This window comes from Vibrio qingdaonensis, from assembly GCF_026191675.1.
In the GTDB taxonomy this organism is placed as follows: domain Bacteria; phylum Pseudomonadota; class Gammaproteobacteria; order Enterobacterales; family Vibrionaceae; genus Vibrio; species Vibrio qingdaonensis.
The window spans coordinates 19,683-44,809 of record NZ_JAKRRY010000032.1 but is presented as its reverse complement, the minus strand read 5'-3'; the positions used below and the strand labels follow the sequence as shown (position 1 = coordinate 44,809).

General features: G+C 46.2%; 21 protein-coding genes and 1 pseudogene. 11 read left to right on the top strand and 11 right to left on the bottom strand.

Going from position 1 to position 25,127, the window contains the following annotated elements:
- Window positions 1-5: 5 nt before the first annotated feature.
- Window positions 6-1,175 (bottom strand): O-succinylhomoserine (thiol)-lyase, encoded by a 1,170-nt coding sequence (locus MD535_RS19445; protein ID WP_265676729.1) that lies wholly within the window; start codon window positions 1,173-1,175, stop codon window positions 6-8.
- A gap of 249 nt (window positions 1,176-1,424) precedes the next feature.
- On the opposite strand from MD535_RS19445, the gene metJ reads away from it, so the two are divergent.
- Window positions 1,425-1,745, top strand: coding sequence for a met regulon transcriptional regulator MetJ (gene metJ / locus MD535_RS19440; protein ID WP_250617880.1), 321 nt, complete (start codon window positions 1,425-1,427; stop codon window positions 1,743-1,745).
- Window positions 1,746-1,929: 184 nt separating this feature from the next.
- Here metJ and MD535_RS19435 read toward each other — a convergent pair whose 3' ends face one another.
- On the bottom strand, window positions 1,930-3,192 hold the full coding sequence (locus MD535_RS19435) for a malic enzyme-like NAD(P)-binding protein (RefSeq protein WP_265676728.1): 1,263 nt from the start codon (window positions 3,190-3,192) through the stop codon (window positions 1,930-1,932).
- A gap of 355 nt (window positions 3,193-3,547) precedes the next feature.
- Window positions 3,548-3,763, bottom strand: a complete 216-nt coding sequence (gene rpmE, locus MD535_RS19430; RefSeq protein ID WP_265676727.1) for a 50S ribosomal protein L31 — start codon at window positions 3,761-3,763, stop codon at window positions 3,548-3,550.
- A 280-nt stretch (window positions 3,764-4,043) separates the two neighbouring features.
- On the opposite strand from rpmE, the gene priA reads away from it, so the two are divergent.
- From priA to rraA, 7 genes are all read left to right on the top strand, one after another.
- Window positions 4,044-6,245 carry a primosomal protein N' gene (gene priA / locus MD535_RS19425; RefSeq protein ID WP_265676726.1) on the top strand — a complete coding sequence of 734 codons (2,202 nt, stop codon included), beginning with the start codon at window positions 4,044-4,046 and terminating at the stop codon, window positions 6,243-6,245.
- A gap of 340 nt (window positions 6,246-6,585) precedes the next feature.
- Window positions 6,586-7,593 carry a DNA-binding transcriptional regulator CytR gene (gene cytR, locus MD535_RS19420; protein ID WP_265676725.1) on the top strand — a complete coding sequence of 336 codons (1,008 nt, stop codon included), beginning with the start codon at window positions 6,586-6,588 and terminating at the stop codon, window positions 7,591-7,593.
- 83 nt (window positions 7,594-7,676) lie between these two features.
- A complete protein-coding gene (locus MD535_RS19415; RefSeq protein WP_265676724.1) occupies window positions 7,677-8,228 on the top strand; it encodes an SPOR domain-containing protein in 552 nt (183 codons plus the stop codon).
- A gap of 318 nt (window positions 8,229-8,546) precedes the next feature.
- Complete coding sequence (gene hslV / locus MD535_RS19410; RefSeq protein ID WP_265676723.1) at window positions 8,547-9,080, top strand: ATP-dependent protease subunit HslV; 534 nt, start codon at window positions 8,547-8,549, stop codon at window positions 9,078-9,080.
- Window positions 9,081-9,125: 45 nt separating this feature from the next.
- Window positions 9,126-10,460, top strand: a complete 1,335-nt coding sequence (gene hslU / locus MD535_RS19405; protein WP_265676722.1) for an HslU--HslV peptidase ATPase subunit — start codon at window positions 9,126-9,128, stop codon at window positions 10,458-10,460.
- 175 nt (window positions 10,461-10,635) lie between these two features.
- A complete protein-coding gene (locus tag MD535_RS19400) occupies window positions 10,636-11,565 on the top strand; it encodes a 1,4-dihydroxy-2-naphthoate polyprenyltransferase (protein ID WP_265676721.1) in 930 nt (309 codons plus the stop codon).
- Between the two features lie 79 nt (window positions 11,566-11,644).
- Window positions 11,645-12,160 carry a ribonuclease E activity regulator RraA gene (gene rraA, locus MD535_RS19395; protein WP_265676720.1) on the top strand — a complete coding sequence of 172 codons (516 nt, stop codon included), beginning with the start codon at window positions 11,645-11,647 and terminating at the stop codon, window positions 12,158-12,160.
- A 136-nt stretch (window positions 12,161-12,296) separates the two neighbouring features.
- Here rraA and MD535_RS19390 read toward each other — a convergent pair whose 3' ends face one another.
- Window positions 12,297-13,463, bottom strand: a complete 1,167-nt coding sequence (locus MD535_RS19390; protein ID WP_265676719.1) for a nucleotide sugar dehydrogenase — start codon at window positions 13,461-13,463, stop codon at window positions 12,297-12,299.
- Window positions 13,464-13,938: 475 nt separating this feature from the next.
- Between MD535_RS19390 and MD535_RS19385 the strand changes: the two genes are divergently transcribed.
- Complete coding sequence (locus MD535_RS19385; RefSeq protein WP_265676718.1) at window positions 13,939-14,220, top strand: hypothetical protein; 282 nt, start codon at window positions 13,939-13,941, stop codon at window positions 14,218-14,220.
- Window positions 14,221-14,453: 233 nt separating this feature from the next.
- Window positions 14,454-14,684: a hypothetical protein gene (locus MD535_RS19380; RefSeq protein WP_265676717.1), complete on the top strand. Its 231-nt coding sequence runs from the start codon at window positions 14,454-14,456 to the stop codon at window positions 14,682-14,684.
- A gap of 203 nt (window positions 14,685-14,887) precedes the next feature.
- On the opposite strand, the gene proX is transcribed toward MD535_RS19380, so the two are convergent.
- From proX to MD535_RS19355, 5 genes and pseudogenes are all read right to left on the bottom strand, one after another.
- Window positions 14,888-15,895 carry a glycine betaine/L-proline ABC transporter substrate-binding protein ProX gene (proX, locus tag MD535_RS19375; RefSeq protein WP_265676716.1) on the bottom strand — a complete coding sequence of 336 codons (1,008 nt, stop codon included), beginning with the start codon at window positions 15,893-15,895 and terminating at the stop codon, window positions 14,888-14,890.
- 4 nt (window positions 15,896-15,899) lie between these two features.
- Window positions 15,900-16,976 carry a glycine betaine/L-proline ABC transporter permease ProW gene (gene proW, locus MD535_RS19370; RefSeq protein WP_265676715.1) on the bottom strand — a complete coding sequence of 359 codons (1,077 nt, stop codon included), beginning with the start codon at window positions 16,974-16,976 and terminating at the stop codon, window positions 15,900-15,902.
- 3 nt (window positions 16,977-16,979) lie between these two features.
- Entirely contained in the window at window positions 16,980-18,167 is a 1,188-nt protein-coding gene (gene proV, locus MD535_RS19365; protein WP_265676714.1) for a glycine betaine/L-proline ABC transporter ATP-binding protein ProV, read from the bottom strand.
- Window positions 18,168-18,552: 385 nt separating this feature from the next.
- Window positions 18,553-19,928, bottom strand: a pseudogene (locus MD535_RS19360) (MBL fold metallo-hydrolase).
- 33 nt (window positions 19,929-19,961) lie between these two features.
- Window positions 19,962-20,969, bottom strand: coding sequence for an alpha/beta hydrolase (locus MD535_RS19355; RefSeq protein WP_265676713.1), 1,008 nt, complete (start codon window positions 20,967-20,969; stop codon window positions 19,962-19,964).
- A gap of 428 nt (window positions 20,970-21,397) precedes the next feature.
- Between MD535_RS19355 and MD535_RS19350 the strand changes: the two genes are divergently transcribed.
- A complete protein-coding gene (locus tag MD535_RS19350; RefSeq protein ID WP_265676712.1) occupies window positions 21,398-23,095 on the top strand; it encodes a hypothetical protein in 1,698 nt (565 codons plus the stop codon).
- A 371-nt stretch (window positions 23,096-23,466) separates the two neighbouring features.
- On the opposite strand, the gene MD535_RS19345 is transcribed toward MD535_RS19350, so the two are convergent.
- Window positions 23,467-24,027 (bottom strand): sugar transferase, encoded by a 561-nt coding sequence (locus MD535_RS19345; protein ID WP_265676711.1) that lies wholly within the window; start codon window positions 24,025-24,027, stop codon window positions 23,467-23,469.
- Window positions 24,024-24,968, bottom strand: coding sequence for an NAD-dependent epimerase/dehydratase family protein (locus MD535_RS19340; protein WP_265676710.1), 945 nt, complete (start codon window positions 24,966-24,968; stop codon window positions 24,024-24,026). Before MD535_RS19340 ends, MD535_RS19345 begins: the two co-directional genes overlap by 4 nt.
- Between the last annotated feature and the right edge of the window lie 159 nt (window positions 24,969-25,127).

Below are 25,127 nucleotides of genomic sequence, written 5' to 3'. Positions count from 1 at the left end.
CGTCTTTACCCTTCAAACGTTCTTGCTTTATCAAAAGCGTGTTGTAAGTCTTCAATTAGATCTTGCGCATCTTCTAAGCCAACAGACAAACGCAAGAGTTGTTGTGACACGCCCGCCTCTGCAAGCGCTTCTTCACCCATTGCGCGATGCGTCATAGAAGCAGGGTGACAAATCAAACTTTCCACGCCGCCCAGTGACTCGGCAAGAGAAAATAGCTCAAGTTGACCAACAAAATATTTGAGTTGCTCAAAGCTACCGGCAAACTCAAAGCTCAGCATGGAACCAAAACCCGACTGTTGTTTTTTGGCAATCTCATGACCAGGATGCTCTGGTAAGCTTGGGTGATAGATAACCTTGACCAAGGCTTCATTTCTCAAGTAATCAAGGATCACTTGCGAACTCTCTTCATGGACACGCATGCGCGCACCTAAAGTACGAATGCCACGTAGCGTCATATAGCTATCAAAGGGTGTACCCGTTGCACCAATGCAGTTGCCCCACCATGCCAACTCTTCAGCATGCGCTTCGGTCTTGGTAATCACCACGCCGCCAATCACATCTGAGTGACCATTGATATACTTGGTGGTTGAATGAATAACAAAGTCAGCCCCCAACTCTAAAGGCTTTTGGTATACCGGTGTCAAAAAGGTGTTATCAACGGCCACCAGCGCGCCAACTTGTTTAGCTTTTTCACATACTCGAGCAATATCCACCACGCGTACTAGCGGGTTAGAGGGGGTTTCAAGTAAAATAAGCTTGGGCTTTTTAGCGATAGCGGCATCTAATGCCGCCTCATCACCTTGATCGACAAATTGAACCTGGAAATCGCCTTTTTGAGCGCGAGTATTAAATAAACGATAAGACCCGCCATAACAGTCATGTGGCGCGATAATAAGATCGTCAGGTCCAAGAAATGCCGATGCCCATAAATTCAGTGCGGATGTCCCACAGTTCGTCACCACTGCCCCTTTGCCTGATTCCAATTCAAATAGTGCTTGCTCTAGCAAACCACGATTGGGATTACCAGAACGGGTATAATCGTACTTAGGCACGTCGCCGAAAGCAGGAAAGCCATAATTGGTAGAAAGGTAGATAGGGGGTACGACAGCGTGGTGTTGGGTATCTGACTCGATACCCGTTCGTACCGCGATGGTCGCTGGCTTCCGATTGCTCATAGAAACATCCTTTATTAACGCGCGCAAAGTGAAGACTAAATAGGGTTTTCATCATGCTTGAACCGACAGGGAAAAGCATCAATCTTTGAAAAAATTAACAGTCCGTTAAACTAAGCCCCACTTTACTGTCCATTTTGTGAGACGTCAACACTTCTAGACGTCTATATGTCTTTGCTTATGGCAGTAAATGCCGCTAAAATTGCACCTTTCTTATTAAACAAATTTACGATCAATAAACGAAGGTGTGCAATGGCAGATTGGAATGGCGAATACATTAGCCCTTACGCGGAGCACGGCAAGAAAAGTGAGCAGGTTAAGAAGATCACGGTATCCATTCCGTTAAAAGTGCTAAAGATATTGACGGATGAAAGAACTCGCCGCCAAATCAACAACCTACGCCATGCTACCAATAGTGAATTATTGTGTGAAGCGTTTCTGCATGCCTATACCGGTCAGCCACTACCGACCGATGAAGACCTGAGAAAAGACCGCCCAGATGATATCCCTACGGAAGTAAAAGCGATGATGACGGCGATGGGCATTGAGTTTGAAGCGTTTGATGAAGAATAAAATCTAGGTCCTGGGTCCTGGGTCCTGGGTCCTGGGTCCTGGGAAAAATAAAAAAACGTTGCCCTCTCGAGCAACGTTTTTTTTGAAGCAAATTCCAGGAACTAGGTACTTTTTTTCCCAAAGCCCTAATATCCCCAAAACCTTACGATCTCCAAAACCTTACGATCTCCAAAACCTAAACGACCTACTCAGTCATATAATTTTCAGGCATTTCAATTCTTGCCACGCCGGACTCTACTGCCGCGACCGCGACCGCTCTTGCTACTCGCGGTAACAAACGTGGATCCATTGGTTTTGGAATGATGTAATCTTTACTAAATGACAACGCCGAGACGCCAGCGGCATCCAATACGTCTTGAGGTACCGGCTCTTTAGCGATTTGACGAATCGCCTCAACAGCTGCAAGTTTCATCGCATCATTAATTTCGCTGGCTCGTACATCGAGTGCGCCGCGGAAAATGAACGGGAAACACAACACATTATTCACTTGGTTCGGGTAGTCCGAGCGCCCGGTACCCATAATGAGATCATCACGAACTTCATGGGCAAGTTCTGGTTTAATTTCAGGATCTGGGTTTGAACATGCGAAGACAACTGGCTTTTCTGCCATGAGTTTCAATGCTTCTGCAGGAAGCAAATCAGGCCCCGATACACCAAGGAAAAGATCAGCACCTTCAATAACATCTTCAAGAGTACGCTTATCCGTGTTATTCGCGAACATCTGTTTATATTCGTTTAGACCTTCACGTCGCGTGTGAATCACACCTTTACGATCCAGCATGTAGATCTTTTCACGCATCGCACCACATTTGATCAACAGCTCCATACACGCCGTCGCGGCGGCGCCTGCACCCAGACATACGATCGTCGCTTCACTTAGCTCTTTGCCTTGCAGCTCAATCGCATTCAACATACCAGCCGCAGTTACAATCGCCGTTCCATGTTGATCGTCATGGAAAACAGGCACGTCACAACGCTCAATCAAGCGACGTTCAATTTCAAAACAATCTGGCGCTTTAATGTCTTCTAAGTTGATACCACCAAAGGTGTCTGAAATATTCGCTACCGTATCAACAAACTCATCTATTGTGCGATGCTTCACTTCAATATCAATAGAATCTAACCCTGCAAAACGTTTAAACAATAACGCCTTACCTTCCATCACCGGTTTCGAAGCAAGAGGGCCCAAGTTACCTAACCCTAAAATCGCAGTACCATTTGAAATCACGGCGACCATATTGCCCTTCGCTGTGTATTTATACACATTTTCCGCGTTTTGAGCGATCTCTCGCACCGGCTCCGCCACACCAGGGCTGTAGGCAAGAGCAAGGTCCTTAGCAGAATCTGCGGGGGTAGTCAGAGCGATTTCAATTTTCCCAGGGGTTGGGTAGGCATGATAATCCAGAGCTTGTTGACGGAATTCATCGATTTGGTGGTCATCGGACATGGTATGTGATCCTGCTTTTTCGAGTATGAAAGACTGAGTGTGATGGTTTATTGTTTTAGTATAACCCGCTTAATAAGCGTATTTCGCTCGCCTAAAAGGGGGACAAGCGCGCGTATGTTATGTTCAGTGCGTCGCAACTTTGACCAATCATACTACGCTAGTTATCAGCAGTTTTGAACGGATACATAGGTATTTATACTAGTGGTCAGTCAAGCTATAGCAACACGCTATGCATTAAAGGGGGGAATAAAGAGGGTATGGGACAGGCTAAGGGAGAAAAGAAGCAGCAAAGATAAATGATAGAAACAAAAAAGGACGCCGAAGCGCCCTTTTTATATCTACGTAAGTAATATCATTACTTGCTAGATAGTGCGCCGAAACGCTTGTTGAAGCGATCAACACGACCACCAGTATCAACGATACGTTGCTTACCAGTGTAGAATGGGTGACATTTGTCACATACGTCTAGGTGAATTGAATCTTTCGCTAGCGTAGAGTTGAACTCAAATGTATTGCCGCAAGAACAAGTTGCTGTTACAGCTTTGTATTCTGGGTGGATACCAACTTTCATGGGAAACCTCAAATTTAGGCCGTGTCGCTATCCGAATCTTTGCCGGACACCACACGTAGTGAAAAAAATACCTGTGTTACCGCTTTTTACACTCAAAGGTGCAAATAAGCCATACCATCAAGGCGCAGTATAGTAATGAATAGTCGAGATTGAATCAACTAAAATTGCCACTTTTTTCACCACCTTTAGGTGGCGTCATTCAGTTTATTCAATTAACTGTTTATCGAACCCAACATAGCTAGGTAGAATAGTCCTCTATTTTATCAATACCGATTTTACTATGCGCCCAAACGTTGCTCGTGTTGCACTGCCCGTGCCACTAGATAAACAGTTCGACTACATTGTTCCTACTCACCTCTTTCCAGTGGTGGGAGGACGCGTATCTGTGCCGTTTGGACGTCAAACACTCGTCGGTATCGTGACTCAGTTCAGTCATCAATCGGACTTTCCCATTGATCAACTCAAGCCGATAAAAGCCGCCCTTGATAGCCGTCCTATTTGGTCACAGCCTTTATATGAACTCATCACTTGGTGCAGCCTTTATTATCAGCACCCATTAGGCGATACGTTACACAACGCTCTACCAGCGGCACTGAGAAAAGGCAAACCCGCGGAATTTGCCACCACCGTTGAGTGGCAATTAACGGAAGCGGGCAAAAATCAATTAATGCATGGCTTTGGTCGAGCGGTGAAACAAGCCAAAGCGATGCATTTTCTAGAAAATGGGCCCTGTTCGCATCAAGCGCTATTAGATAATGACATCGGTAGCACGGTGTTAAAAACCCTTGATGAGAAAGGCTGGGTCCGCGCTCATGAAAAACAGGCACCCACGCTGCAATGGCCGAGCGACTTAACCAATACTCCGCCCGATCTTCGACTCAATGAAGAGCAAGCCATCGCGATTGCTTCAGTGAATAGCCAAACCGACTTTGGCTGCTACTTACTAGAAGGCGTGACAGGCTCTGGTAAAACCGAAGTCTATCTAAATATGATCAAGCCCGTACTTGAGCGAGGACAACAAGCTCTCGTACTGGTGCCAGAAATTGGCTTAACGCCACAAACAATTAATCGCTTTCGTAAACGTTTTAATGTGCCCGTAGAAGTCATCCATTCAGGGCTTAATGATACTGAACGCTTAAACGCTTGGCTCAGCGCAAGAGATAAAGTCGCGGGTATTGTCATCGGCACACGCTCGGCATTACTCACGCCCTTTGCTGATCTGGGTATCATTATTGTTGATGAAGAACATGACACCTCTTATAAGCAGCAGGACAGCCTACGCTACCACGCCCGCGATGTGGCGGTTATGCGTGCTAACAAAGCACAGATTCCGATTATTCTTGGCTCTGCGACTCCGTCATTGGAAACGCTGCAAAACGCGTTAAGTGGTAAATACCACCACTTAATATTGAGTCAGCGAGCAGGACTTGCGGTCCCCACCACCAATAAAGTCATTGATGTAAAAGGTCAGTATTTAGAGAGTGGGCTTTCAGCCCCGTTAATTGCGCAATTGCGTCGCCATTTAAACGCAGGCAATCAAGTGATGCTGTTTCTCAATAGACGAGGCTTCAGCCCAGCGTTAATGTGTCACGAGTGTGGCTGGATCGCCGAATGTAAGCGCTGTGATGCCTATTACACCTATCATCAGGCCAGTAATGAAATTCGTTGTCATCATTGCGGCTCCCAACACCCCGTTATCCACCAATGCCAAGGCTGCGGCTCACATCAACTGGTCACTGTAGGTGTAGGCACTGAACAATTGGAATCTCAACTCGGCGAGTTGTTTCCTGAATACAAAACCATTCGAATTGATAGAGACAGTACGCGCCGAAAAGGCAGCCTTGAAGCAGCGCTAGATGCGATAAAGAAAAACGAATACCAAATACTAATTGGTACGCAAATGCTGGCGAAAGGACACCACTTCCCCAATGTCACACTCGTTGCTTTACTTGATGTGGATGGGTCTCTTTATAGCAGCGACTTTCGCGCGTCAGAGCGCTTAGCTCAGTTATTTATTCAAGTCGCAGGCCGAGCCGGACGAGCGAGTAAACCGGGGGAAGTCTTACTGCAGACCCACCACCCCGATCACCCTTTACTGCAGTCATTACTCAACAAGGACTATCGACACTTTGCCGATACCGTTCTGCAAGAAAGAAAACTGGCACAGCTGCCTCCATTTAGCTTCCTCACGTTAATCCGTTGTGAAGCCAATAACCCCGCAGATGTGGAGACGTTTCTACGTCAGGTTCGCTACTCCTTGGAAGCGCATCCACTGTTTGATAATAGCTGCCTGGTACTGGGTCCAACCCCAGCCCCTATCGCCAAACGAGCAGGTAAGTCACGGTGGCAACTGATTTTGCAGGTACCGTCACGTAGCGTGATGCAAAAAATCATTTCCAGTGCGAAGCCGGTGATCACTCAATTACCATTGGCGAAAAAAGTGCGCTGGTCGATGGATATCGAGCCACAAGACCTTAGCTAGACCATCGCAAACGTTTACTTATAGAAATATCATCCGCTTCAGATGTGATATACTTCACAACTATGATGCAATTTCTGTTAAATGGACCGTAACTTTTTGTTTGGAAATGAATAATTTCCATTAATGCGTCATGATAATCAAGACCTGTTTATTCGCTTTGTTTATCCTAGCCATCCTGATTAATTGACGACGATTCGTTGATTAAAAACTCAGTAAAATGGCATAACAAGAAAGATAACTTAAATAGCAAAGTGTGGCGAAAACCGCCAAAAAGTGCACTGAAAAGCAATCAGTGAAATAGGTATTTCATTAAATTAGCAAAACATGAGGAAAGTATTGTATGGCGACAATGAAGGATGTTGCCCAGCTTGCAGGGGTTTCTACCGCCACCGTTTCACGTGCATTAATGAACCCTGAAAAGGTCTCATCCAGCACGAGAAAACGAGTGGAAGAGGCGGTATTAGAAGCTGGATATTCACCAAACTCCCTAGCTCGAAACCTGCGTCGTAACGAATCGAAAACCATCGTCACTATTGTACCTGACATCTGCGATCCGTATTTTTCAGAGATCATCCGTGGTATTGAAGATGCAGCAATCGAGCATGGCTATTTAGTGCTATTGGGCGACAGTGGACAATCGCAAAAACGCGAAAACTCCTTTGTTAATTTGGTGTTCACCAAGCAAGCTGATGGCATGCTATTGCTCGGAACGGATCTTCCGTTTGACATTAGTAAGCCAGAGCAAAAAAACCTCCCTCCCATTGTGATGGCGTGCGAATTTGCGCCTGAACTGGAGTTGCCTACCGTTCATATCGATAACCTGACGTCTGCTTTTGAGGCAGTGAACTACTTATCGCAATTGGGTCACAAGCGTATCGCACAAATATCCGGACCCGACACCGCATTTTTGTGTCGCTTCCGACAGCAAGGTTACCAGCAGGCGCTGCGTCGTGCAGGTATCCCGATGAACCCTTCTTACACTGCCAAAGGTGACTTTACCTTTGAAGCGGGGGCTAAGTCTGTTCGGACGTTATTAGCGCTACCCGAGCCACCCACCGCTATTTTCTGCCACAACGACATTATGGCCATTGGCGCGATGCAAGAGGCCAAAAAACTTGGCTTGCGCGTTCCGCAAGATTTGTCCTTTGTCGGCTTTGATGATATTCAATTCGCTCAATACTGCGATCCACCACTGACGACCATTTCACAGCCTAGGTATGAAATTGGCCGTCAAGCCATGTATACCATGCTAGAAGTACTGCAAGGTGTAGACGTTAGAGCTGGGTCTCGCCTACTGGATACCGAACTTGTGATACGCGACAGTGCGGCTCCTCCAAGAATCATCTAACCAACCCTTTGCTGACTTGCAAGTTGACCTCGTGGTATTTACCATGAGGTCAGTTATTTACTTCAACATTAGAAGTGTCATCAGTGGCAAACCGAGATTACGTTAGACGAGGCAAAGGTGCGAATACTGGCCGTCGTCCTGCAAAAAAGAAACCAACAGGTAAAAAGCCATGGCGTAGCGGACTGCTTGCCATCATTTTGACGTGCGGATTTGGCTACGGCTTATATCTGCTCAATCAAGACCCAGAGCCAGCAAAGCCGACACCACCAGCGAAAACAGTCAGCAAGCCTAAAGCAAAGCAGGCTAAGCCTATCCCGCCGCCTCCAGAAGAGAAGTGGGACTATGTTGAGACCCTGCCAAAACGTGAAGTGGAAGTAAAAGCAAAAGAGCAAGTTGTCTCTGCTATCCCTTACATCATGCAGTGCGGCGCGTATAAAACCATGGCACAAGCTGACGCTCGTAAACTGGACATCGCCTTCCAAGGCCTCTCAAGTAAAATTAGAAAGAAAGAAAACAGCAGCTGGTACCGCGTGGTTCTTGGACCATACAAGCTCAAACGCGATGCCGAGCGAGATAAGCACAAATTACAACGCGCTAAGATAGAGCCGTGTGCGATTTGGAAAGAAACGCAATAGTTCTATGGTTCTATGGTTCTATGGTTCTATGGTTCTAACCAATCACACTACGGTTTGAACTGTAAACCATGATGAGCTAAAAAACCTAATCAGAGCATCCCTCCTCTGCTGGAGGGATGTCATAAAACAGAGCTATCGCTCTTAATGAAAAAGCCAGCCGTTACACACCATAAATCACACCTATAGAAGGGCCACAGGTCCATAGAACCATAGAACCGCTTTTCCAATAACCCCACCTCTTCCCTTGAAATTCTTTTCGCTCGTCCGCATATCCATTTCATACTGGAAATAAAATCTAAAATTTATGAGGCATACACCGTGACTACTATTGTATCTGTACGTCGAAATAACAAAGTTGTAATTGCTGGTGATGGGCAAGTGTCCCTTGGCAATACTGTAATGAAAGGCAATGCCCGTAAAGTTCGCCGCCTCTACAACGATAAAGTCCTTGCAGGCTTTGCTGGCAGCACTGCGGATGCCTTCACACTATTTGAGCGCTTTGAAAGCAAGCTGAAAATGCACCAAGGCCACCTCACCAAGGCCGCTGTAGAACTGGCTAAAGATTGGCGTAGCGACCGCGCATTACGTAAATTAGAAGCGTTACTGGCGGTTGCCGATGAAACGGCGTCTCTGATCATTACTGGTAATGGTGATGTGGTTCAGCCAGAAAATGACCTTATTGCCATCGGCTCTGGTGGTAACTTTGCGCAAGCCTCAGCGATGGCTCTGCTTGAAAACACCGATCTTGATGCTCGCGAAATCGCAGAGAAGTCACTCAAAATCGCCGGTGACATTTGCGTATTCACTAACCACAACCACACTATTGAAGAACTAGAAAGCGGCGAAAAGTAACGCCATAAAAACAAAAATAGTGTCCAATCTTTGTAAGGAATAATGATGTCTGAAATGACCCCTCGTGAAATTGTTCACGAACTTAACCGCCATATTATTGGCCAAGATAACGCAAAGCGCTCAGTGGCGATTGCACTACGTAACCGCTGGCGTCGTATGCAGCTTGAAGAAAGTCTGCGTGTTGAAGTATCTCCAAAAAACATTCTGATGATCGGTCCTACCGGTGTCGGTAAAACCGAAATTGCTCGCCGTCTTGCAAAATTAGCCAACGCGCCTTTTATCAAAGTCGAAGCCACGAAATTCACTGAGGTGGGTTACGTGGGTAAGGAAGTCGAAACCATCATTCGTGATCTGACCGATGTGGCCATTAAGATGACTCATCAGCAGGCAATGGAAAAGGTGACATTCCGCGCTGAAGAGCAAGCTGAAGAGCGCATTCTTGACGCCCTACTGCCACCAGCACGCGATGCTTGGGGCCAGAATGAACAACAAGACAACACGGCTTCCAATACTCGCCAAACGTTCCGTAAAAAACTGCGCGAAGGTAAGCTAGACGACAAAGAAATTGAAATTGATGTCGCCGCCTCGCAAATGGGCGTAGAAATCATGGCGCCTCCTGGTATGGAAGAAATGACCAACCAGTTGCAAAGCATGTTCCAGAACTTAGGCGGCGATACTACGAAAAAGCGCAAGCTGAAGATCAAAGATGCCTTCAAAGCACTCACTGAAGAAGAAGCCGCGAAACTGGTTAATCAAGAAGAGCTGAAAGAGCAATCCATCTATAACGTTGAAAACAATGGTATTGTCTTTATCGATGAGATCGACAAAATCTGTAAGCGCGGCGAAGCTTCAGGCCCTGACGTGTCACGTGAAGGGGTGCAACGAGACCTGCTTCCACTGATTGAAGGCAGTACAGTGTCAACCAAACACGGCATGGTAAAAACGGACCATATCCTATTTATCACCTCAGGCGCCTTCCAAGTGGCGAAGCCATCAGACCTAATCCCTGAGCTGCAAGGCCGCTTACCGATTCGTGTCGAGCTTGAAGCACTGAGCAGCAACGACTTTAAACGCATTCTTACCGAGCCAAAAGCGTCGTTAACCGAGCAATACACCGCGTTAATGAAGACAGAGGACGTTGACGTCTCCTTTACCGAAGACGGCATTCAACAGATTGCTGATGCGGCGTGGAAAGTCAATGAAACGACCGAGAACATTGGTGCTCGTCGACTGCATACCGTGATGGAACGTCTAATGGATGAGATCTCATTCGATGCGACGGAGAAATCTGGTGCCAAGTTCGTTATCGATTCCGCTTACGTGACCTCACGCCTTGGCGAGTTTGTTGATGATGAAGACTTGAGCCGATTCATTCTTTAATCTCCAACAACAATCGTACGCACGTATCTCCCCCAAGGTAGATTCTTGCAAGTGCATAAAAAATGGAGTGAGGTTAACGGTATACCGTTAACCTCATTTTTATTTATCACTGAGAATTTGGTGCGCTGCCAAAATTGCGTATACTCCCCTGTACGCGTATCAGAAATAAGCAATTATGAATAAATCAGTTCAAATCTGGCTCGATGCAGCCCGACCAAAAACACTGCCCTTAGCTTTGGTTTCCATCGTCACTGGCAGTACCCTCGCGTTTTCAACAGGCAGCATGTCTTGGAGTGTTGCCTTACTTGCACTCATCACTGCCACCTTACTGCAAATCTTATCGAACTTAGCCAACGATTATGGCGACGCCGTTAAAGGGACAGACAACGAAAACCGCTTAGGGCCAATGCGTGCCATTCAATCTGGCGAAGTGACGCAGCAAGAAATGAAAAAAGCCATTATCTTTAATATTGTGCTTACGGTATTCGCCGGTCTTGGGCTCATCTTTCATGCCTTAGATTCACTGCAAAACATTCTCGCCTTTATCGCCCTTGGCGTACTGGCCATCATTGCTGCCATTGCTTATACGGTGGGAAACAAGCCCTACGGGTATGTCGGCCTTGGGGACATCTCTGTTTTCATCTTTTTTGGCTTGCTCGGCGTTTCTGGTACCTATTTTCTGCACACCGGCCACATCGACTCATTACTAGCGCTACCAGCCATTGGCTGTGGGTTGCTCGCGGTCGCGGTGTTAAACGTCAATAATATGCGCGATATTGACAATGATAACGCATGTGGAAAGCGCACCGTTGCTGTTCGCTTGGGTGCGCAACGAGCCAAACGCTACCATACCGTACTGCTCAGCAGCGCCATTATCGCCTTTGCCCTGTACCTCATCGCCCAGTCAATCTCGCAGTCTGCCCCGCTTTGGGTGATTCTGCCCTTTGCGCTGAGCGCTATCGTTATTGGGCGCCATGCCAGTGCCGTATGGCGTGCCACTGAGCCTGCTCAGATCGCCCCCATGATGCCGGTCGTGGTAAAATGTTCACTTGTCACTAATATCTTGTTTTCTGGAATTGTTATAGCTCAAACTCTGATGACTTAATTGCGCCTTGTCATTGCATTGACTTAGTCACCCGATATACTCGAAACATACCCTTTGCTAACTGAACAGAAGAATCGCCATGGAATACAGTACTTCAGCACTATGTGATATCTACCTAGACCAAGTCGACGTGGTCGAACCTATGTTCAGCAATTTTGGCGGTCGTGCCTCCTTTGCTGGTCAAGTGACGTCGGTAAAATGTTTTGAGGATAACGGTGTGATCCGCGACATCCTAGAGCAAGATGGCGTAGGTCGAATCCTATTAATCGATGGCGGTGGTTCACTGCGTAAAGCGCTCATTGATGCAGAAATTGCGGCGCTGGCGGAAGATAACGAGTGGGAAGGCATCATTGTCTATGGCTGCGTCCGTGAAGTCGATGAACTTGAAGAGATGAACCTTGGCATACAAGCCCTGGCGTCTATTCCTGTAGGTGCGGCGCAGAGTGAAATTGGCGAGGTTGACGTACCCGTCAACTTTGGCGGAGTAACCTTCCTACCTGAAGATTATGTGTACGCGGATAACACGGGCATCATCCTGTCTCAAGAGCCGCTTGATGTGAATTTAGAGATAGACGAAAAAGACACGGAAGAGTAAACGGCCAAGCTAGCTATACGCGTTAGCAAGTTACCAGCCTTTGCTGAAGTGACAAAATTAGCAAAAAAAAACGAGAGCACATTGCTCTCGTTTTTTATATCAGACGACACTAGTCGCTAATTCTCTGTAGCAATAACTAATCGTTACCAAACAAATCTCGGGTGTAAACCTTATCAGCCACGTCCTCAAGCTCTGGCAGCATGCGGTTAGAGATGATGACATCGGCCTCTTGCTTAAACGCCGCCACATCACGAATCACACGTGAATGGAAGAAATGCTCTTCTTCTAACACCGGCTCGTAAACAATCACTTCAATGCCTTTGGCTTTTAAACGCTTCATGATGCCTTGAATGCTCGACGCGCGGAAATTGTCCGAACCCGACTTCATGATCAAACGATACACGCCCACCACTTTTGGATTACGCTTCATAATCGATTCCGCGACAAAATCCTTGCGGGTACGGTTAGCGTCTACGATGGCACCGATAATGTTATTTGGCACTTCTTGGTAGTTTGCCAGCAGCTGCTTGGTGTCTTTTGGCAGACAATAACCGCCATAACCAAACGAAGGATTGCAGTAATGCCCGCCAATACGAGGGTCTAACGCCACCCCTTCAATGATTTGGCGAGTATCTAAGCCTGCCGCTTCTGCGTAAGAATCCAGCTCGTTAAAATACGCCACACGCATCGCAAGATAAGTGTTAGAGAACAGCTTAACCGCTTCTGCTTCGGTGGAGTCAGTAAACAGCACATCGATGTTTTCTTTCTGCGCGCCTTCAACCAGCAGATCAGCAAAGACTTTCGCGCGTTCGCTGCGCTCACCAATGATGATGCGAGACGGATTCAAGTTATCAAACAGCGCACTGCCTTCGCGTAAAAACTCTGGCGAGAAAATGACGTTTTCTGTGCCTAGTTCTTCGCGTACCCGCACTGTGTACCCAACAGGCACCGTCGACTTAATCACGATAACCGCGCTTGGGTTCACCGCAAGCACATCTTTAATCACCGCTTCTACGGAACCGGTATTAAAGTAGTTAGTTTGTGGGTCGTAATCCGTAGGCGTCGCGACAATGACATAATCGGCATTCGAGTAAGCCAATGTTTTATCCAACGTCGCGGTAAAATTCAGATCATCACGTTTCAGAAACGCCTCAATTTCAGTATCAACGATTGGAGACTGACCGTTACATAACAGCGCCACTTTTTCTTCATTAATATCGACCGCCACTACCTCATGATTTTGAGATAGGAGCATCGCATTTGATAGGCCTACGTAGCCAGTTCCTGCAACAGCAATTTTCATAGTTTCATCTTACACATTGGTTGTGATTAATTCAGTGCCTACCTTGTTGAAGAAATGAGGTAGGTACTTCAAGTCGAAAAAGCGACTATGTTTCTGACTCAAAATTGTACCTAACTTCTGCGCTAAGTGCGATACCTGTACGCTGACCGAGCCTTAAGTGATTATTCAACAGAAACAATTTTCGCTCACTGACGCTATTTCCATACGCCGTAATAACAAAATACCATGTAAATATGCATCATTAAGTATCAATGAGTAATGACATAGCATAATTCCATGACAACATTCATCTTTGAGTTTGTTAAAACTTATCAAGGCTACTCATCACCGCTAGACAACAAAAGTCAAAAATGCCACACTAACAATTACGCAACAACTATAACAAATATCACACACCGAACAACTAATACCGTGCCGGCACGACTACAAAGGCGATAGCCATCGTCTCATCACTGACTGTTATCAAGGAAGATTTATGGAATGCAGCTCTCTAACGTTATGGGTAGAACTCCCCAGCACCCGATTTGCTCTCGTTTGGGGGCCAATAGAGGATATTAAAGCATCTAGCTTATGCTGGAAAAGCATCGACAATGACTCAACGCTAACTACCAGCCAGTTCGTATTTGAGCTCAAGACAAAGCAAGGCCAAATCAAACAAAAGCGCTTAAACGCTCAAGACGTATCAATGCTCATTGAACGCTGGCAAACGATAGAAGTAGAAGTGCCTACTGGGCAAGATCTTGATCTACACTGGTAATAAACCAAAGGCATAAGCATAGTAAACACAACACCTGGTGAGAGTAGTTATTGCGCACAACCTCTAACTGACAATTCTATAAATTAGAGGTTTATTCCACTTTTGATGAACCCAATTAATGGATCGATTCTAGCTGCCGTATCCTATTAGTGTCGCTGATTACAGCATTAATCATTAATAGCAAACCACTTCAAGGATGTGAGCAGTTACTAACAATCGGGAGTTCATCATCAATGGGGTTTGCACTTACACTACGTTATGCATCATTTCGTCACAAAAATAAAAGCGTTGGGCGATTCATTGAACTTGCTGTTGTGACCGTCGCTATGGTCGCGATTGCTTCATTACTGGCAACTGAAAATATCCAAATTATCCTAGTTTCACTTTGTGCACTTCTCTTTTGCATAGGATCCTTTTGGTTTTTCAAAAAATCTGACGACATGCGTCGAACCATGGCGGACTAGATTTTAGGTCGCTGGTTCCTAGGTGCTAGGATAGAATGCAAACACACCACGAGTAAAAAACGACTTACGATAAACAACGGGTTAATAAGACCAGTTCTATAAATCGTCCACAAAAAAACCAGCGACTTTACGTCACTGGTTTTTTACTAAGTGGTCGTTTTTATATGCGGTCGCTGATAGCTCTTACCGCATATAATCGGACACTACAGCGCCGCTTTTTTCGCTTCCGCTACCCATGCATCAAATTGAGCTTGGTTGGCTTTAATCCAGCCATTCACGTGCGATTCAATATCCGCAGTACTGTTTTTACCGTTACTCATCATCATATTCTGCGCGCTCACGTCATTGATGTTGAGTTTAATGATTTCAAAAAGCTTAGCCGCTGCTGGGTTTTGCTCAGCAAACGCTTTATTCGCGATAATGTTCATCGCGTTCATTTCAAAGCCGTAGTTTTTGCCATTTGGTAAGGTGGTATCTACGCCCTTACGCTCACCCGGTAATGCCGAGAATGGGACTTCTAGCCACACCACATCTTTATTTGGTACTAATACACCACTTACCCAATACGGTGTCCACGTAAAGTAAAGCACGGGCTCGCCATTCTTATAACGTGAGATTGTATCGGCAATGATCGCCGCATAGTTACCTTGATTGTGGCTCACGGTATCGCGCAATTTAAACGCCGTTAGCTGCTCTTCAATCACCATTTCACAGCCCCAACCTGGGTTACAACCCGTTAGGTCTGCTTTGCCGTCACCGTCTGCATCAAATAACTTAGCAATTTTAGGATCGTTTAGCTGACCAATATTGGTAATGCCGTATTGCTCAGCCGTCTTTTTATCAATGAGGTAGCCTTGCGCCGCACCACTGATGTACTGGCCTTTACGGTAGAACTTTTCATCGCCCCCCGCTTTGGTGTACTTATCGCCATGAAGCGGGAACCAACCCACCGCTAGAAACGTCGCATCGCCTTTAGCAATCGAGGTGTAACCCACGTTGTAGTCGACTTCTTTGGTGTCTTTTACCTCGTAACCCAGCGCTTCAAGCGCACGGTTAACAATTAGGGTTTGAAACGTCTCCTCGGCTACTGTCGATTGTACCGGTTGCACCGTTACGCCCTCGCCCGGTAGCTTTTCAGCCCAAACGTTGCTTGATACTGCTAAGGCAGACACAACGCCAACCGCTAAGGTTTTCTTCCATGAAGTCTTCATTTCTTTATTTCTCCAAAATTTCAGTTTTTTGAGTACGTTTCTGAGCAAACAAGTTCAACACAATCGATGCCGGCCCGGTGTGATACCAACGCAACTTGGTATTGCCTGCATTCACCCCCAGCACTTGAGTGATGCGGTCGAGTAAAATCGCTAAAATAACAATGCCAAGGCCACCCACCGCGGCTAAGCCCATATCTAAACGGCCAATGCCGCGTAATACCATTTGACCTAAACCACCCACCGCAATCATGGAGGCAATCACCACCATAGACAGCGACAGCATTAAGGTTTGGTTCACGCCTGCCATTATTGTTGGCAACGCGAGTGGCAGCTGAATTCGATAAAGCATCTGTTTCTTGCTGGCACCAAACGAGTGACCCGCTTCGATGAGCTCTTCCGGCACTTGTTGAATACCTAAAATCGTCAAACGAACCACAGGTGGCAGCGCAAAAATAATGGTCACGACCACACCCGGTACGTTACCAATGCCAAACAGCATGACGATAGGCACCAGATAAACAAAGGCTGGGGTCGTTTGCATCGCGTCCAAGATAGGGCGTACAAACTTAGCCGCGGTATCACTCCGCGCTAACCAAATCCCTAAGGGCAAGCCAATAAGCAGGCAGAAAAATACCGACGTCATGACCAGCGAGAGTGTCACCATCGCCTGAGACCAGGCACCAATTAAGCCAATAAAGGTAAACGACACCGCCGTCGCCAGGCCTAACCTTAAGTTAGAAAATTGCCACGCTAATAAAAACAATAACACCAGCATGAACGGCGCAGGTGTAGACACTAATGCCGTTTCAAATGAACTAAGAATAAAGTCGATCGGCACGCGAATGGCCTGAAATACCGGACGGCCATGTTCCACTAGCCAATTTAAACCAGATTCAACCCAGTTATCGACGGGAAGCACCGCCTCTTCAAAAGGGTTCAAGATATCAAAGGCGGTTTCTTCCACCGTTTCACTGCTTAACCAGTCATTCGCTGCCGGAGACTCCGCCGTTTGACCCCAAGGATCCGCAGCGGGCTGACTGGCAGGCTGTGACCACGGATCGTTGCTTGTTTCTGATGACATGATTTATCCCTTATCTAACGTCTGAAGCAGTCGTGATTTGGTCACAACCCCAAAGTAGTGGCCGTTTTCATCCACCACAGGGACGGAATACGGCACGCTCGCGACTGCACCCAAAATATCGTTAATGGGTTGATTCGGCTTAAGGGTTAACCCTGTTTCGAGCTGAGCGCTCACTAACGTACGGTTTTCTTTGTGCGCTAGGCGCAACGAGTCAACAGACACAATGCCAGAATAGTGGCTGGTCTTTTCTACAACGATGCCGTAATCCCTATCGTTATCCATAAGGATTTGCAAAGCCGAAGCCGGACCGTCGTGTTCAGATTTTTTAAATACTGCGGCAGGCTTTTTACGAGCAATGTCTTTGGCAGTGAGTACGCTAGCCACATTGACACCTCGGAAAAAGGCTTCCACATAATCATTGGCTGGGTTATTTAGAATCTCATCCGGTGTGCCCACTTGCACCACCTCACCATGCTGCATAATGGCAATACGATCACCAATACGCATGGCTTCATCCAAGTCATGAGAAATAAACACAATGGTGCGCTTGTCGTCATTTTGCAGACGAATCAGCTCATCTTGCATTTCGGTACGAATCAACGGATCTAACGCGGAAAAGGCTTCATCCATGAGTAAGATATCAGGATCACACGCCAGCGCTCTGGCCAGACCGACACGCTGTTTCATGCCACCCGACAACTCATCTGGATACGATTCTGGGTAAGCGCCTAAGCCAACGCGTTCTAACGCACTCAGTGCACTTTCATGACGTTTTTCTAATTCAATGCCCGCCAGCTCTAAACCGAAGGCCGCGTTTTCAATCACCGTCATGTGAGGCATGAGGGCGAAGTTTTGAAACACCATAGAGATATTGTTGCGGCGCACTTGGCGAAGTTCATCTTCAGAGATGTGGGCAATGTCTTTGCCCTTGAGTAGCACGTTGCCACGAGTGGGTTCGATGAGTCGGTTAAGCAGGCGCACGAGCGTCGATTTTCCAGAGCCAGACAGCCCCATGATAACAAAAATCTCGCCTTCATTAATGCTGAGAGAAACGTCGTTAACCCCAATGGTTAAGCCCGTTTTTTCGAATACTTCGTCTTTGTCGGCACCTTCGTTGATCATTGAAAATGCGCGGTCAGTGTCTTCTCCAAACACTTTGTACAGTCCCTTAACTTCCAGTATGGGATCCATATTGTTTGTCCTTTTAAGGTGTCGCCATCATAATAAACGGTTAGTACTCTAAGTAATTTACCTTAAATAATCAAGGTGCATCATTCACTTCCACTGCATAAACCTTATCCACACAAGATATTATTTTGCATTAACATTATATTAAGGCATTGATTAAAAGGAGTTTAATCCAATAACCATCCTTAGCCTTTCATTATTATCCTTTTAAACAATACCGCAATCAGGGAACAAGCCACCACGCCATGACACAGCGCTGACATTAAAGGCGCAATAATGGTTTGAGTACTAATTAAATTTCAACAAAGAGTCCCGAGCGTCATTTCAATCGTCTGATCGCTGATAGCCAAGTTCCATGCAACGTCTTCAAAAAGTCATCCATCAGACGTTAGCAAAAGACGCGTGTTGAAGGCGCTAAATGCGGCGTAATATGTGCCACCAGCGCGGCTTTACCCTGCGTTTCACCATGAATGAGGTGCAGCTGCTTTAAGTGGCTTTTACCGCCGATAATAAAGTCCAGCAAATCACGCTGATCAGCGTGCGCCGAATACCCAGACATCGTGTGAATACTGGCTTGCACGGCCACTTTCACGTTATCTATCCACACCGAATTCACGTCTTCTTGTAATGATCGGCCGACTGTTCCTTTGGCTTGGTAGCCAGTAAAAATCACATCCGTTCGAGCATCGGGCAGCAGTGCTTGCAGATAATCCATCACGCGCCCGCCCATGCACATGCCCGACGCAGCAATCACTATCGCGGGCTCACCCGTAGACGCAAGGCGATTCACTAAGGCTCGGTGCGCTTTATGGTTATCTATCACGACGCACTGACTAAAATTAAGCGGATAACGACCAACATTGCGCTTATTCTTCGCCTCGCTCGTCCACAATTTTCGATACTGTCGATACGCCGTGGTAATTTTGGCTGCCATTGGGGAATCAATGATGATTGGCAGTGACTGAGATAACTGCCGTTGATGCAGTAATGACTCAATGTCATACAACAATTCTTGGGTTCGTCCTACGCTAAATGCCGGAATAATAATGGTTCCACCGTTTTGTAGACTCCTGGTGATAACCGTAAGTAGTCGCTCACTTCGCGCTTGCACACTTTCATGCTGTTTGTGGCCATAGGTACTTTCAATAAACAGGTAATCGGCGCGTTTTGGCGGCTGAGGATCGGGCAATAATGGCGTGTTCTTCGGGCCAAGATCGCCGGAAAATACCGCTATTTCATGGTTAGGCAGCTTTATTTCCGCGTACGCACTCCCCAAAATGTGCCCTGCTGGGCTAAAACGCAGGTAGGTAAAGTGCCTTGTCGCCGAGCTTTTACCGGCACCCAGGTCGCATAATCCACTGGCCGTAGCTGGCGTTTAATTCGCTCTAGAACGCGCACTCGTTGCTGGCGTGTTAAGCCTAATTGCAGCTTTAAGCCATCATCTAGCATCAACGGTACTAAGTGCGCCGTCGCGTGCGTGCAATAAATCGGACCTTGAAAGCCCGCCGCCACTAACCAAGGTAGCCGGCCTATGTGATCAATGTGGGCGTGAGTAAGCACTAACGCCTGAATATGGCCGGTATTAAACTCAATATCGAGCGAGCGATTCGCCGCATCGCGACCTTGAAATAAGCCACAATCAATCAGCAGTGAGTGCCCGTTTATCTTCAACTCATGACACGATCCCGTGACTGACGCTTTACCACCATGATGCGTCACGCATACTTGATCCGTCAGCGTGACGAATTTGCTCGCCTGTCTCATTCCTTCTCCTTCTTTATGATATTGTCTATAACCTTATGATGACTGACCCGCGGTTACTGGATCTAGCTCTGGCTCTGTCACATCTAGCCGCAGGCTTCGTTCCCCTTCCACATACCCGTTTTTCATCGCACTGACCATACTTGAAATAATAGGGCTGACATTGCCCTTGCTGTCCGTTAAGAAGTAGCTATGCCCCGCCGGGTAATCAAAGCGTTGATTAAAACCGTCACAGTCAAACTCGTACACGTTTTTTGGCAGCGCACTTAACCGCTCAGGGCCTGTCATTCCTAACCGGCGAGAGGCCGTCATGTGCCTTAAGTTCGCCACTTTAGACGCCGACATCGCCAAATCATCACTGGCATAAAACACCAGCACGTTTTTCGCCGAATCAATAATATGACGACCATCTTGCCCCGCTTCTAAACAGTGATTCTCCACATCGGCTGCCACCATAAAGACATTTCTAAACAGCTGGGGCATGCCACCAAGCCGCTGATCATTCACCCACGATGTCATGGCACTTTTCAACACCCGGTTTCCCATGGAATGCGCCAGTACATTCATTCGCCTTAAACACGGAAATTGCTGCTGGCTGGTTTCCCGACGCCACCTATCAAACTTATACAATAACCGCGCAAACGCCACGCCAGAGTGCTCGGCGGCTTTTTGGTCGTCCCAATAATCGTCTGCAATCGCGACAACATGGTCATCATCGCAGGGCCAAATGATCGGCACGACGAATGCCAAACCTGGTTGCTGCGCGTCTAATAATGCTTGCAACTTGGCGCTGCGCTCAAAGACTTCTGGCTCCATGTTGTTATTAAAGCCATGCAAGTAAAATAGGATCTGAGTGTGGGCAGGGAGCGCTTTCAGCCTAGCGAATAACGCGCTGGATAATATCTCCACATACTCCCCCTTCCCACGCCGCTCACAGAAATAAAGCCATTTAGAGATATCGGTATTTTGCGCATTAAACGAAATGGGACGGTGCTTTCTAGAGCGCGCTGATTGGATGGGAATTCGGTTGGTGATAAATAGCATACGGATCCTACAAGTCTAAACCTCTGCAGAGCATAGGAAAGAATAAGGCTTTAGCGCGAGACAACTCAGCATTTGCGAGTGAGGCGACATCCATAACAAGGTTATTGCACTGGAACAGCCGCGATGAGAGCGCGCTCTTTTTAAGTAAGGCGTAAAACGGCCGGTTTTATCATCGATTCGACGAGACCCAAAGCCCGATAGGCAAAAACACAACGTTAACAAAGGTTATACAGGAAGTTAAATCAGATAGCACCCACAAATGCATCATACGCACAATATAAGCCAGCCGCCATTAATTAATTAAAAATCAATTAGATAGGTTAATTACCATTTGAATTCTATAAAATCAAATGCCATCATCACCACGCATACTTACACGGGTAGGAATATGCTTTATTAATATAAATAAATATCAGAAGGATTATATTGTGAGTAAAAAAGGATCTTCGGCATTCAAAACCAGTTGTTTGACAATGGCTGTCGCTTTTGGGCTAGCTGGATGTGGAGGTGGTGACAGTGATAGCGGCGCAGCGCCGTCTGCCAAAAAACAAGTCAATACGTTTGTTGATGCCGCTGTCGATGGCTTGTATTACCAGGCAGCAAATGGTTCTGGTTTTACCGTTAACGGTGGTCAGTATGAAGCAGCTACTACCGATACCGTGACATTCTTCATCGGTGGTGAAAGTGGCTTAAAAGTAGGGGCAGCCTCAAACCGAGACGTTATCAGCCCATTTGAAGCCGCTGGTACTTACGAGCGAGCAATCAACCTTGCAATTTTATTGCAATCTCTCGATACCAAAGAAAGTTCAGAAAACCTTACGCTCCCAGCCACTCTAACAGGTAATATCAGTCAAACAGAACTTGAAGCACTAGCAAACATCAGCCTTGATGATGTTGAGACGATTATCTATTTCTTAAAAAATATCATGGGCATCTCTGACAGCGATATTGTATCTGAAGCCGATGCAACAGCGCACATGAAAACAGCGCTTTCAACACTAAATCGTGGTTCAGATGCTGCGCCTGCGATGTTCAAGCGCGGTTCTGGTAACATCATACGTGATATCTATATTGACCAATATCAGCTGCACACGCTCTTTGATAATATAGATGGTAATGAGAAAAAAGAATTCTATGTGCACGCAGATAAAACGCTTAAGCAAGCGGATTTTGATAAGGTAAGAAAACCGATCCGAATGATTTATCAGCTTAATGCAGATACGATTAAACTACTGGCCTCTTCTTCGGACGCCTCACTAGGTAGTAACGCGGCAGCGAGTTATCTAACCTGTATTGCGACTAATGATTGTACTGGTGCAACAAATAGCCGTTTCAATTTGACTTCACCATACTTGTATAAACTCAATAACCCTGAAGAGTTAACACCAGAGCAAGCTCTAAACTATGACGGCACAGACACTAAAAGCTACCTTCCTCACTTCTTTGCAAATACTATCTCGGATTTAAATAAAGTGGTGGAAACTGACATCTACGATGATTCCGACCCAAAAGATGGCAGTGATATGCAATACAACATCTACTCACAGTCATTTGATGAAGTGACAGGTGTGCTTACGGTCCTTGAGAAGAAGTTTAACCTAGGCGCAGGTACCGCTAAAACAGCCCCTTCCGTTCGCAATGCTGGTGGGGTAAGCGAAAAGATCCGCTTTATTTATCAGGTAGACTCAGAAATGGGCGATCGCTACGTCGACTTTACTGGCAAATGGGTAGACCAAATGACCTGTGACAACGGTGAAATCGCGAAGATGAACTTTGACTTCCAAGCTAATCAGGTAGTGGTGTCAGGACAAGATTGTGGTAGCTCTGCGCCAGAGGATATGTCAGAAACATTAAGCTACGCAGAGATCGCAAATATCGACTACTGGTGGTTTAACCAAAACGGCCGTGAAGCTAAGGCAACGCTTACCGAATTAAACTCTACAGTGCGTTTTTGTGACGAAGATAATTATGTAATGGGCAACGAATGCTCGGCTGGCAAAGAGTATTTTGTAAAGTGGTCTTACATGCCTGCAGGCTCTGATTGGGATGAAGGCGTTCTGACGCGCAGAAAAATGCGCCCAGATGGTACAACAGCCCGCGTTTCAACCATGCAAAAAGTCTTCTAATATTTTGACTTATTCACGCTAGCATTTTACGTTAAGCGCGATACAAGCAGTAAGAAAGAGCTCTCCCTATTTGTTGCTTATATCACATCGGGTGAGCTCTTCTATCCCCCTGACGAGAAAAAGCTTTTGATTCAATATCTTATTAACAGATAAGCTATTGGAAATTAATTCCATTTTTTATGCTAACTTTCTCACCTCTGTCAGCGCCGATGTAAAAATAACCCAAATGAGCGTATTACATTACATCCATCTATAACGTGACCAGTATCACGCTATATTCTCCATTTTTCTATGGGCGGGGTTCCAGGGTGTGGAAGGCTGTGTTGTATTTCTCTCGCTTTATACGTGGTGCCGCAATAACTTAAAGTTGTTCATTGAATACGGTCCCCAGCCCCTTTACCTATGGCGGTGGCGATAATTAGACGAAAATATAAGCCGAGTGAAAATACTTTAATCATTTGGGCGTCTATTACGGCTAACTTTTGTGGGTCGGACATATCAATGCCATTCACCTGAGCAAGCCCTGTTATTCCTGGTAATACCCTATCCACGTTGTGTTTTTGTCTTTCTTCAATCAACTCCGTTTGGTTAAATAGGCAAGGTCTTGGCCCAACAAAACTCATTTCCCCTTTCACAACATTGACAAGCTGTGGTAATTCATCGAGTTTAGTTTTTCTTAAAAAGCCCCCCAATTTAGTCACGGATTGAGCATCCACCATATGAGTCGCTACTGACTCCGTTGACACAGCCATGGTTCGGAATTTGTATAAGGTAAACGCCTTACCCTGCTTACCTACTCGTGTTTGACTGAATATTGGTGAATCGCTGTCTAAGCGGCCAATAAAATACACGATAAGCATAACTGGCCACAAAAGACATAAACCCATGATGGCGAAAACAACATCTAGAAGGCGGATTAATGGTGAGTTCATTGTGTTTTACTGTCCTTTATTGTTTTTTGTATTCCCTGCTCGAACGAGTATGGTGGTGTCCATTTCAGTGTCTGTTTAATATGGCTAATATCGAACTGGAGGGAACCGAATAACCGCTCGGCCATGTTCTTTTTGCCCAACATTCGAAGTAACCTAGTTAACCAGGTTGTAGGAATGGATAACAACGTAATGTGCTTATTGTAAGCTTGAGCCAAAATGCGCAGTAACTGTGTGGTCGAGACGTCATCATCGTCGGTCACTAAAAAAGTTTGGTTTGCTGCCAGAGGATGCGAAGTACAACAGATGATTGCGTCTACTAGGTTATCAAGAAAGACTAAGCTTCGACGATTGTTAATGCCGCCAAAAGGCAATGGCATTGAGGTTTGGCTAAGCTTCATCAGGGCGGCAAAGTTCGCTTTCACCCCTACGCCATAAACTAATGGAGGCCGCACAACCACCACGTCCATTCCAGTTTTTTTCGCTATTTGTTGCAATGCCACTTCTGCTTCATATTTACTCATCGCGTAAGGGTCTTGCGGTGTATCAGTCACGACTTCCGTCAAAGTATGATTAGGCTGACTTAACTCACCATTAACCTTGGCGGTACTGATAAACACAAATCGCGTTACCCCCGCCGCCGCAGCTTGTTCAGCCAACTGTATTGTGGCAAGCGTATTAATTTTCCGATATTCATCGAGTGGGTTAGACGCTTTGTCATCCAATATATGTGCGCGAGCAGCGCAATGCACTAAGACATCTATTTTTTTATCATGTAACGCTTGTTCCACTTGAAAATGGGTCGAAAGATCCAACTCAATCTCAGAATCACTTAGAGCACGCCTTTTCATAGAAACGACATCGACGTGAAATTCAGCCTTTAAGGCGTGAAGTAACGCCCCACCAAGAAAGCCTGTCGTCCCTGTTACCGCTATTCTTTTCACATTTATCTCTATTGTCATTCTCGTTGTTATCGCTATTATGCAAAAAAATGAGTCGAAAAGCTGCCAGTACTACCACTGCCGGACTCATTTAATGTGATCACCTCTATGAACCAAATATAGGTCGAGTTCTAAAAGGTAGTGGTAAGCTAGCTAGTTTCA

What these genes read in the sequence shown, in the direction of transcription:
- MD535_RS19445 (WP_265676729.1), bottom strand. Translation starts at nt 1,175, where the DNA reads ATGAGCAATCGGAAGCCAGCGACCATCGCGGTACGAACGGGTATCGAG.
- MD535_RS19390 (WP_265676719.1), bottom strand. Translation starts at nt 13,463, where the DNA reads ATGAAAATTGCTGTTGCAGGAACTGGCTACGTAGGCCTATCAAATGCG.
- MD535_RS19385 (WP_265676718.1), top strand. Translation starts at nt 13,939, where the DNA reads ATGGAATGCAGCTCTCTAACGTTATGGGTAGAACTCCCCAGCACCCGA.
- MD535_RS19400 (WP_265676721.1), top strand. Translation starts at nt 10,636, where the DNA reads ATGAATAAATCAGTTCAAATCTGGCTCGATGCAGCCCGACCAAAAACA.
- MD535_RS19435 (WP_265676728.1), bottom strand. Translation starts at nt 3,192, where the DNA reads ATGTCCGATGACCACCAAATCGATGAATTCCGTCAACAAGCTCTGGAT.
- MD535_RS19345 (WP_265676711.1), bottom strand. Translation starts at nt 24,027, where the DNA reads ATGAACTCACCATTAATCCGCCTTCTAGATGTTGTTTTCGCCATCATG.
- rraA (WP_265676720.1), top strand. Translation starts at nt 11,645, where the DNA reads ATGGAATACAGTACTTCAGCACTATGTGATATCTACCTAGACCAAGTC.
- proV (WP_265676714.1), bottom strand. Translation starts at nt 18,167, where the DNA reads ATGGATCCCATACTGGAAGTTAAGGGACTGTACAAAGTGTTTGGAGAA.
- rpmE (WP_265676727.1), bottom strand. Translation starts at nt 3,763, where the DNA reads ATGAAAGTTGGTATCCACCCAGAATACAAAGCTGTAACAGCAACTTGT.
- metJ (WP_250617880.1), top strand. Translation starts at nt 1,425, where the DNA reads ATGGCAGATTGGAATGGCGAATACATTAGCCCTTACGCGGAGCACGGC.
- proW (WP_265676715.1), bottom strand. Translation starts at nt 16,976, where the DNA reads ATGTCATCAGAAACAAGCAACGATCCGTGGTCACAGCCTGCCAGTCAG.
- cytR (WP_265676725.1), top strand. Translation starts at nt 6,586, where the DNA reads ATGGCGACAATGAAGGATGTTGCCCAGCTTGCAGGGGTTTCTACCGCC.
- priA (WP_265676726.1), top strand. Translation starts at nt 4,044, where the DNA reads ATGCGCCCAAACGTTGCTCGTGTTGCACTGCCCGTGCCACTAGATAAA.
- MD535_RS19355 (WP_265676713.1), bottom strand. Translation starts at nt 20,969, where the DNA reads ATGCTATTTATCACCAACCGAATTCCCATCCAATCAGCGCGCTCTAGA.
- proX (WP_265676716.1), bottom strand. Translation starts at nt 15,895, where the DNA reads ATGAAGACTTCATGGAAGAAAACCTTAGCGGTTGGCGTTGTGTCTGCC.
- MD535_RS19380 (WP_265676717.1), top strand. Translation starts at nt 14,454, where the DNA reads ATGGGGTTTGCACTTACACTACGTTATGCATCATTTCGTCACAAAAAT.
- hslU (WP_265676722.1), top strand. Translation starts at nt 9,126, where the DNA reads ATGTCTGAAATGACCCCTCGTGAAATTGTTCACGAACTTAACCGCCAT.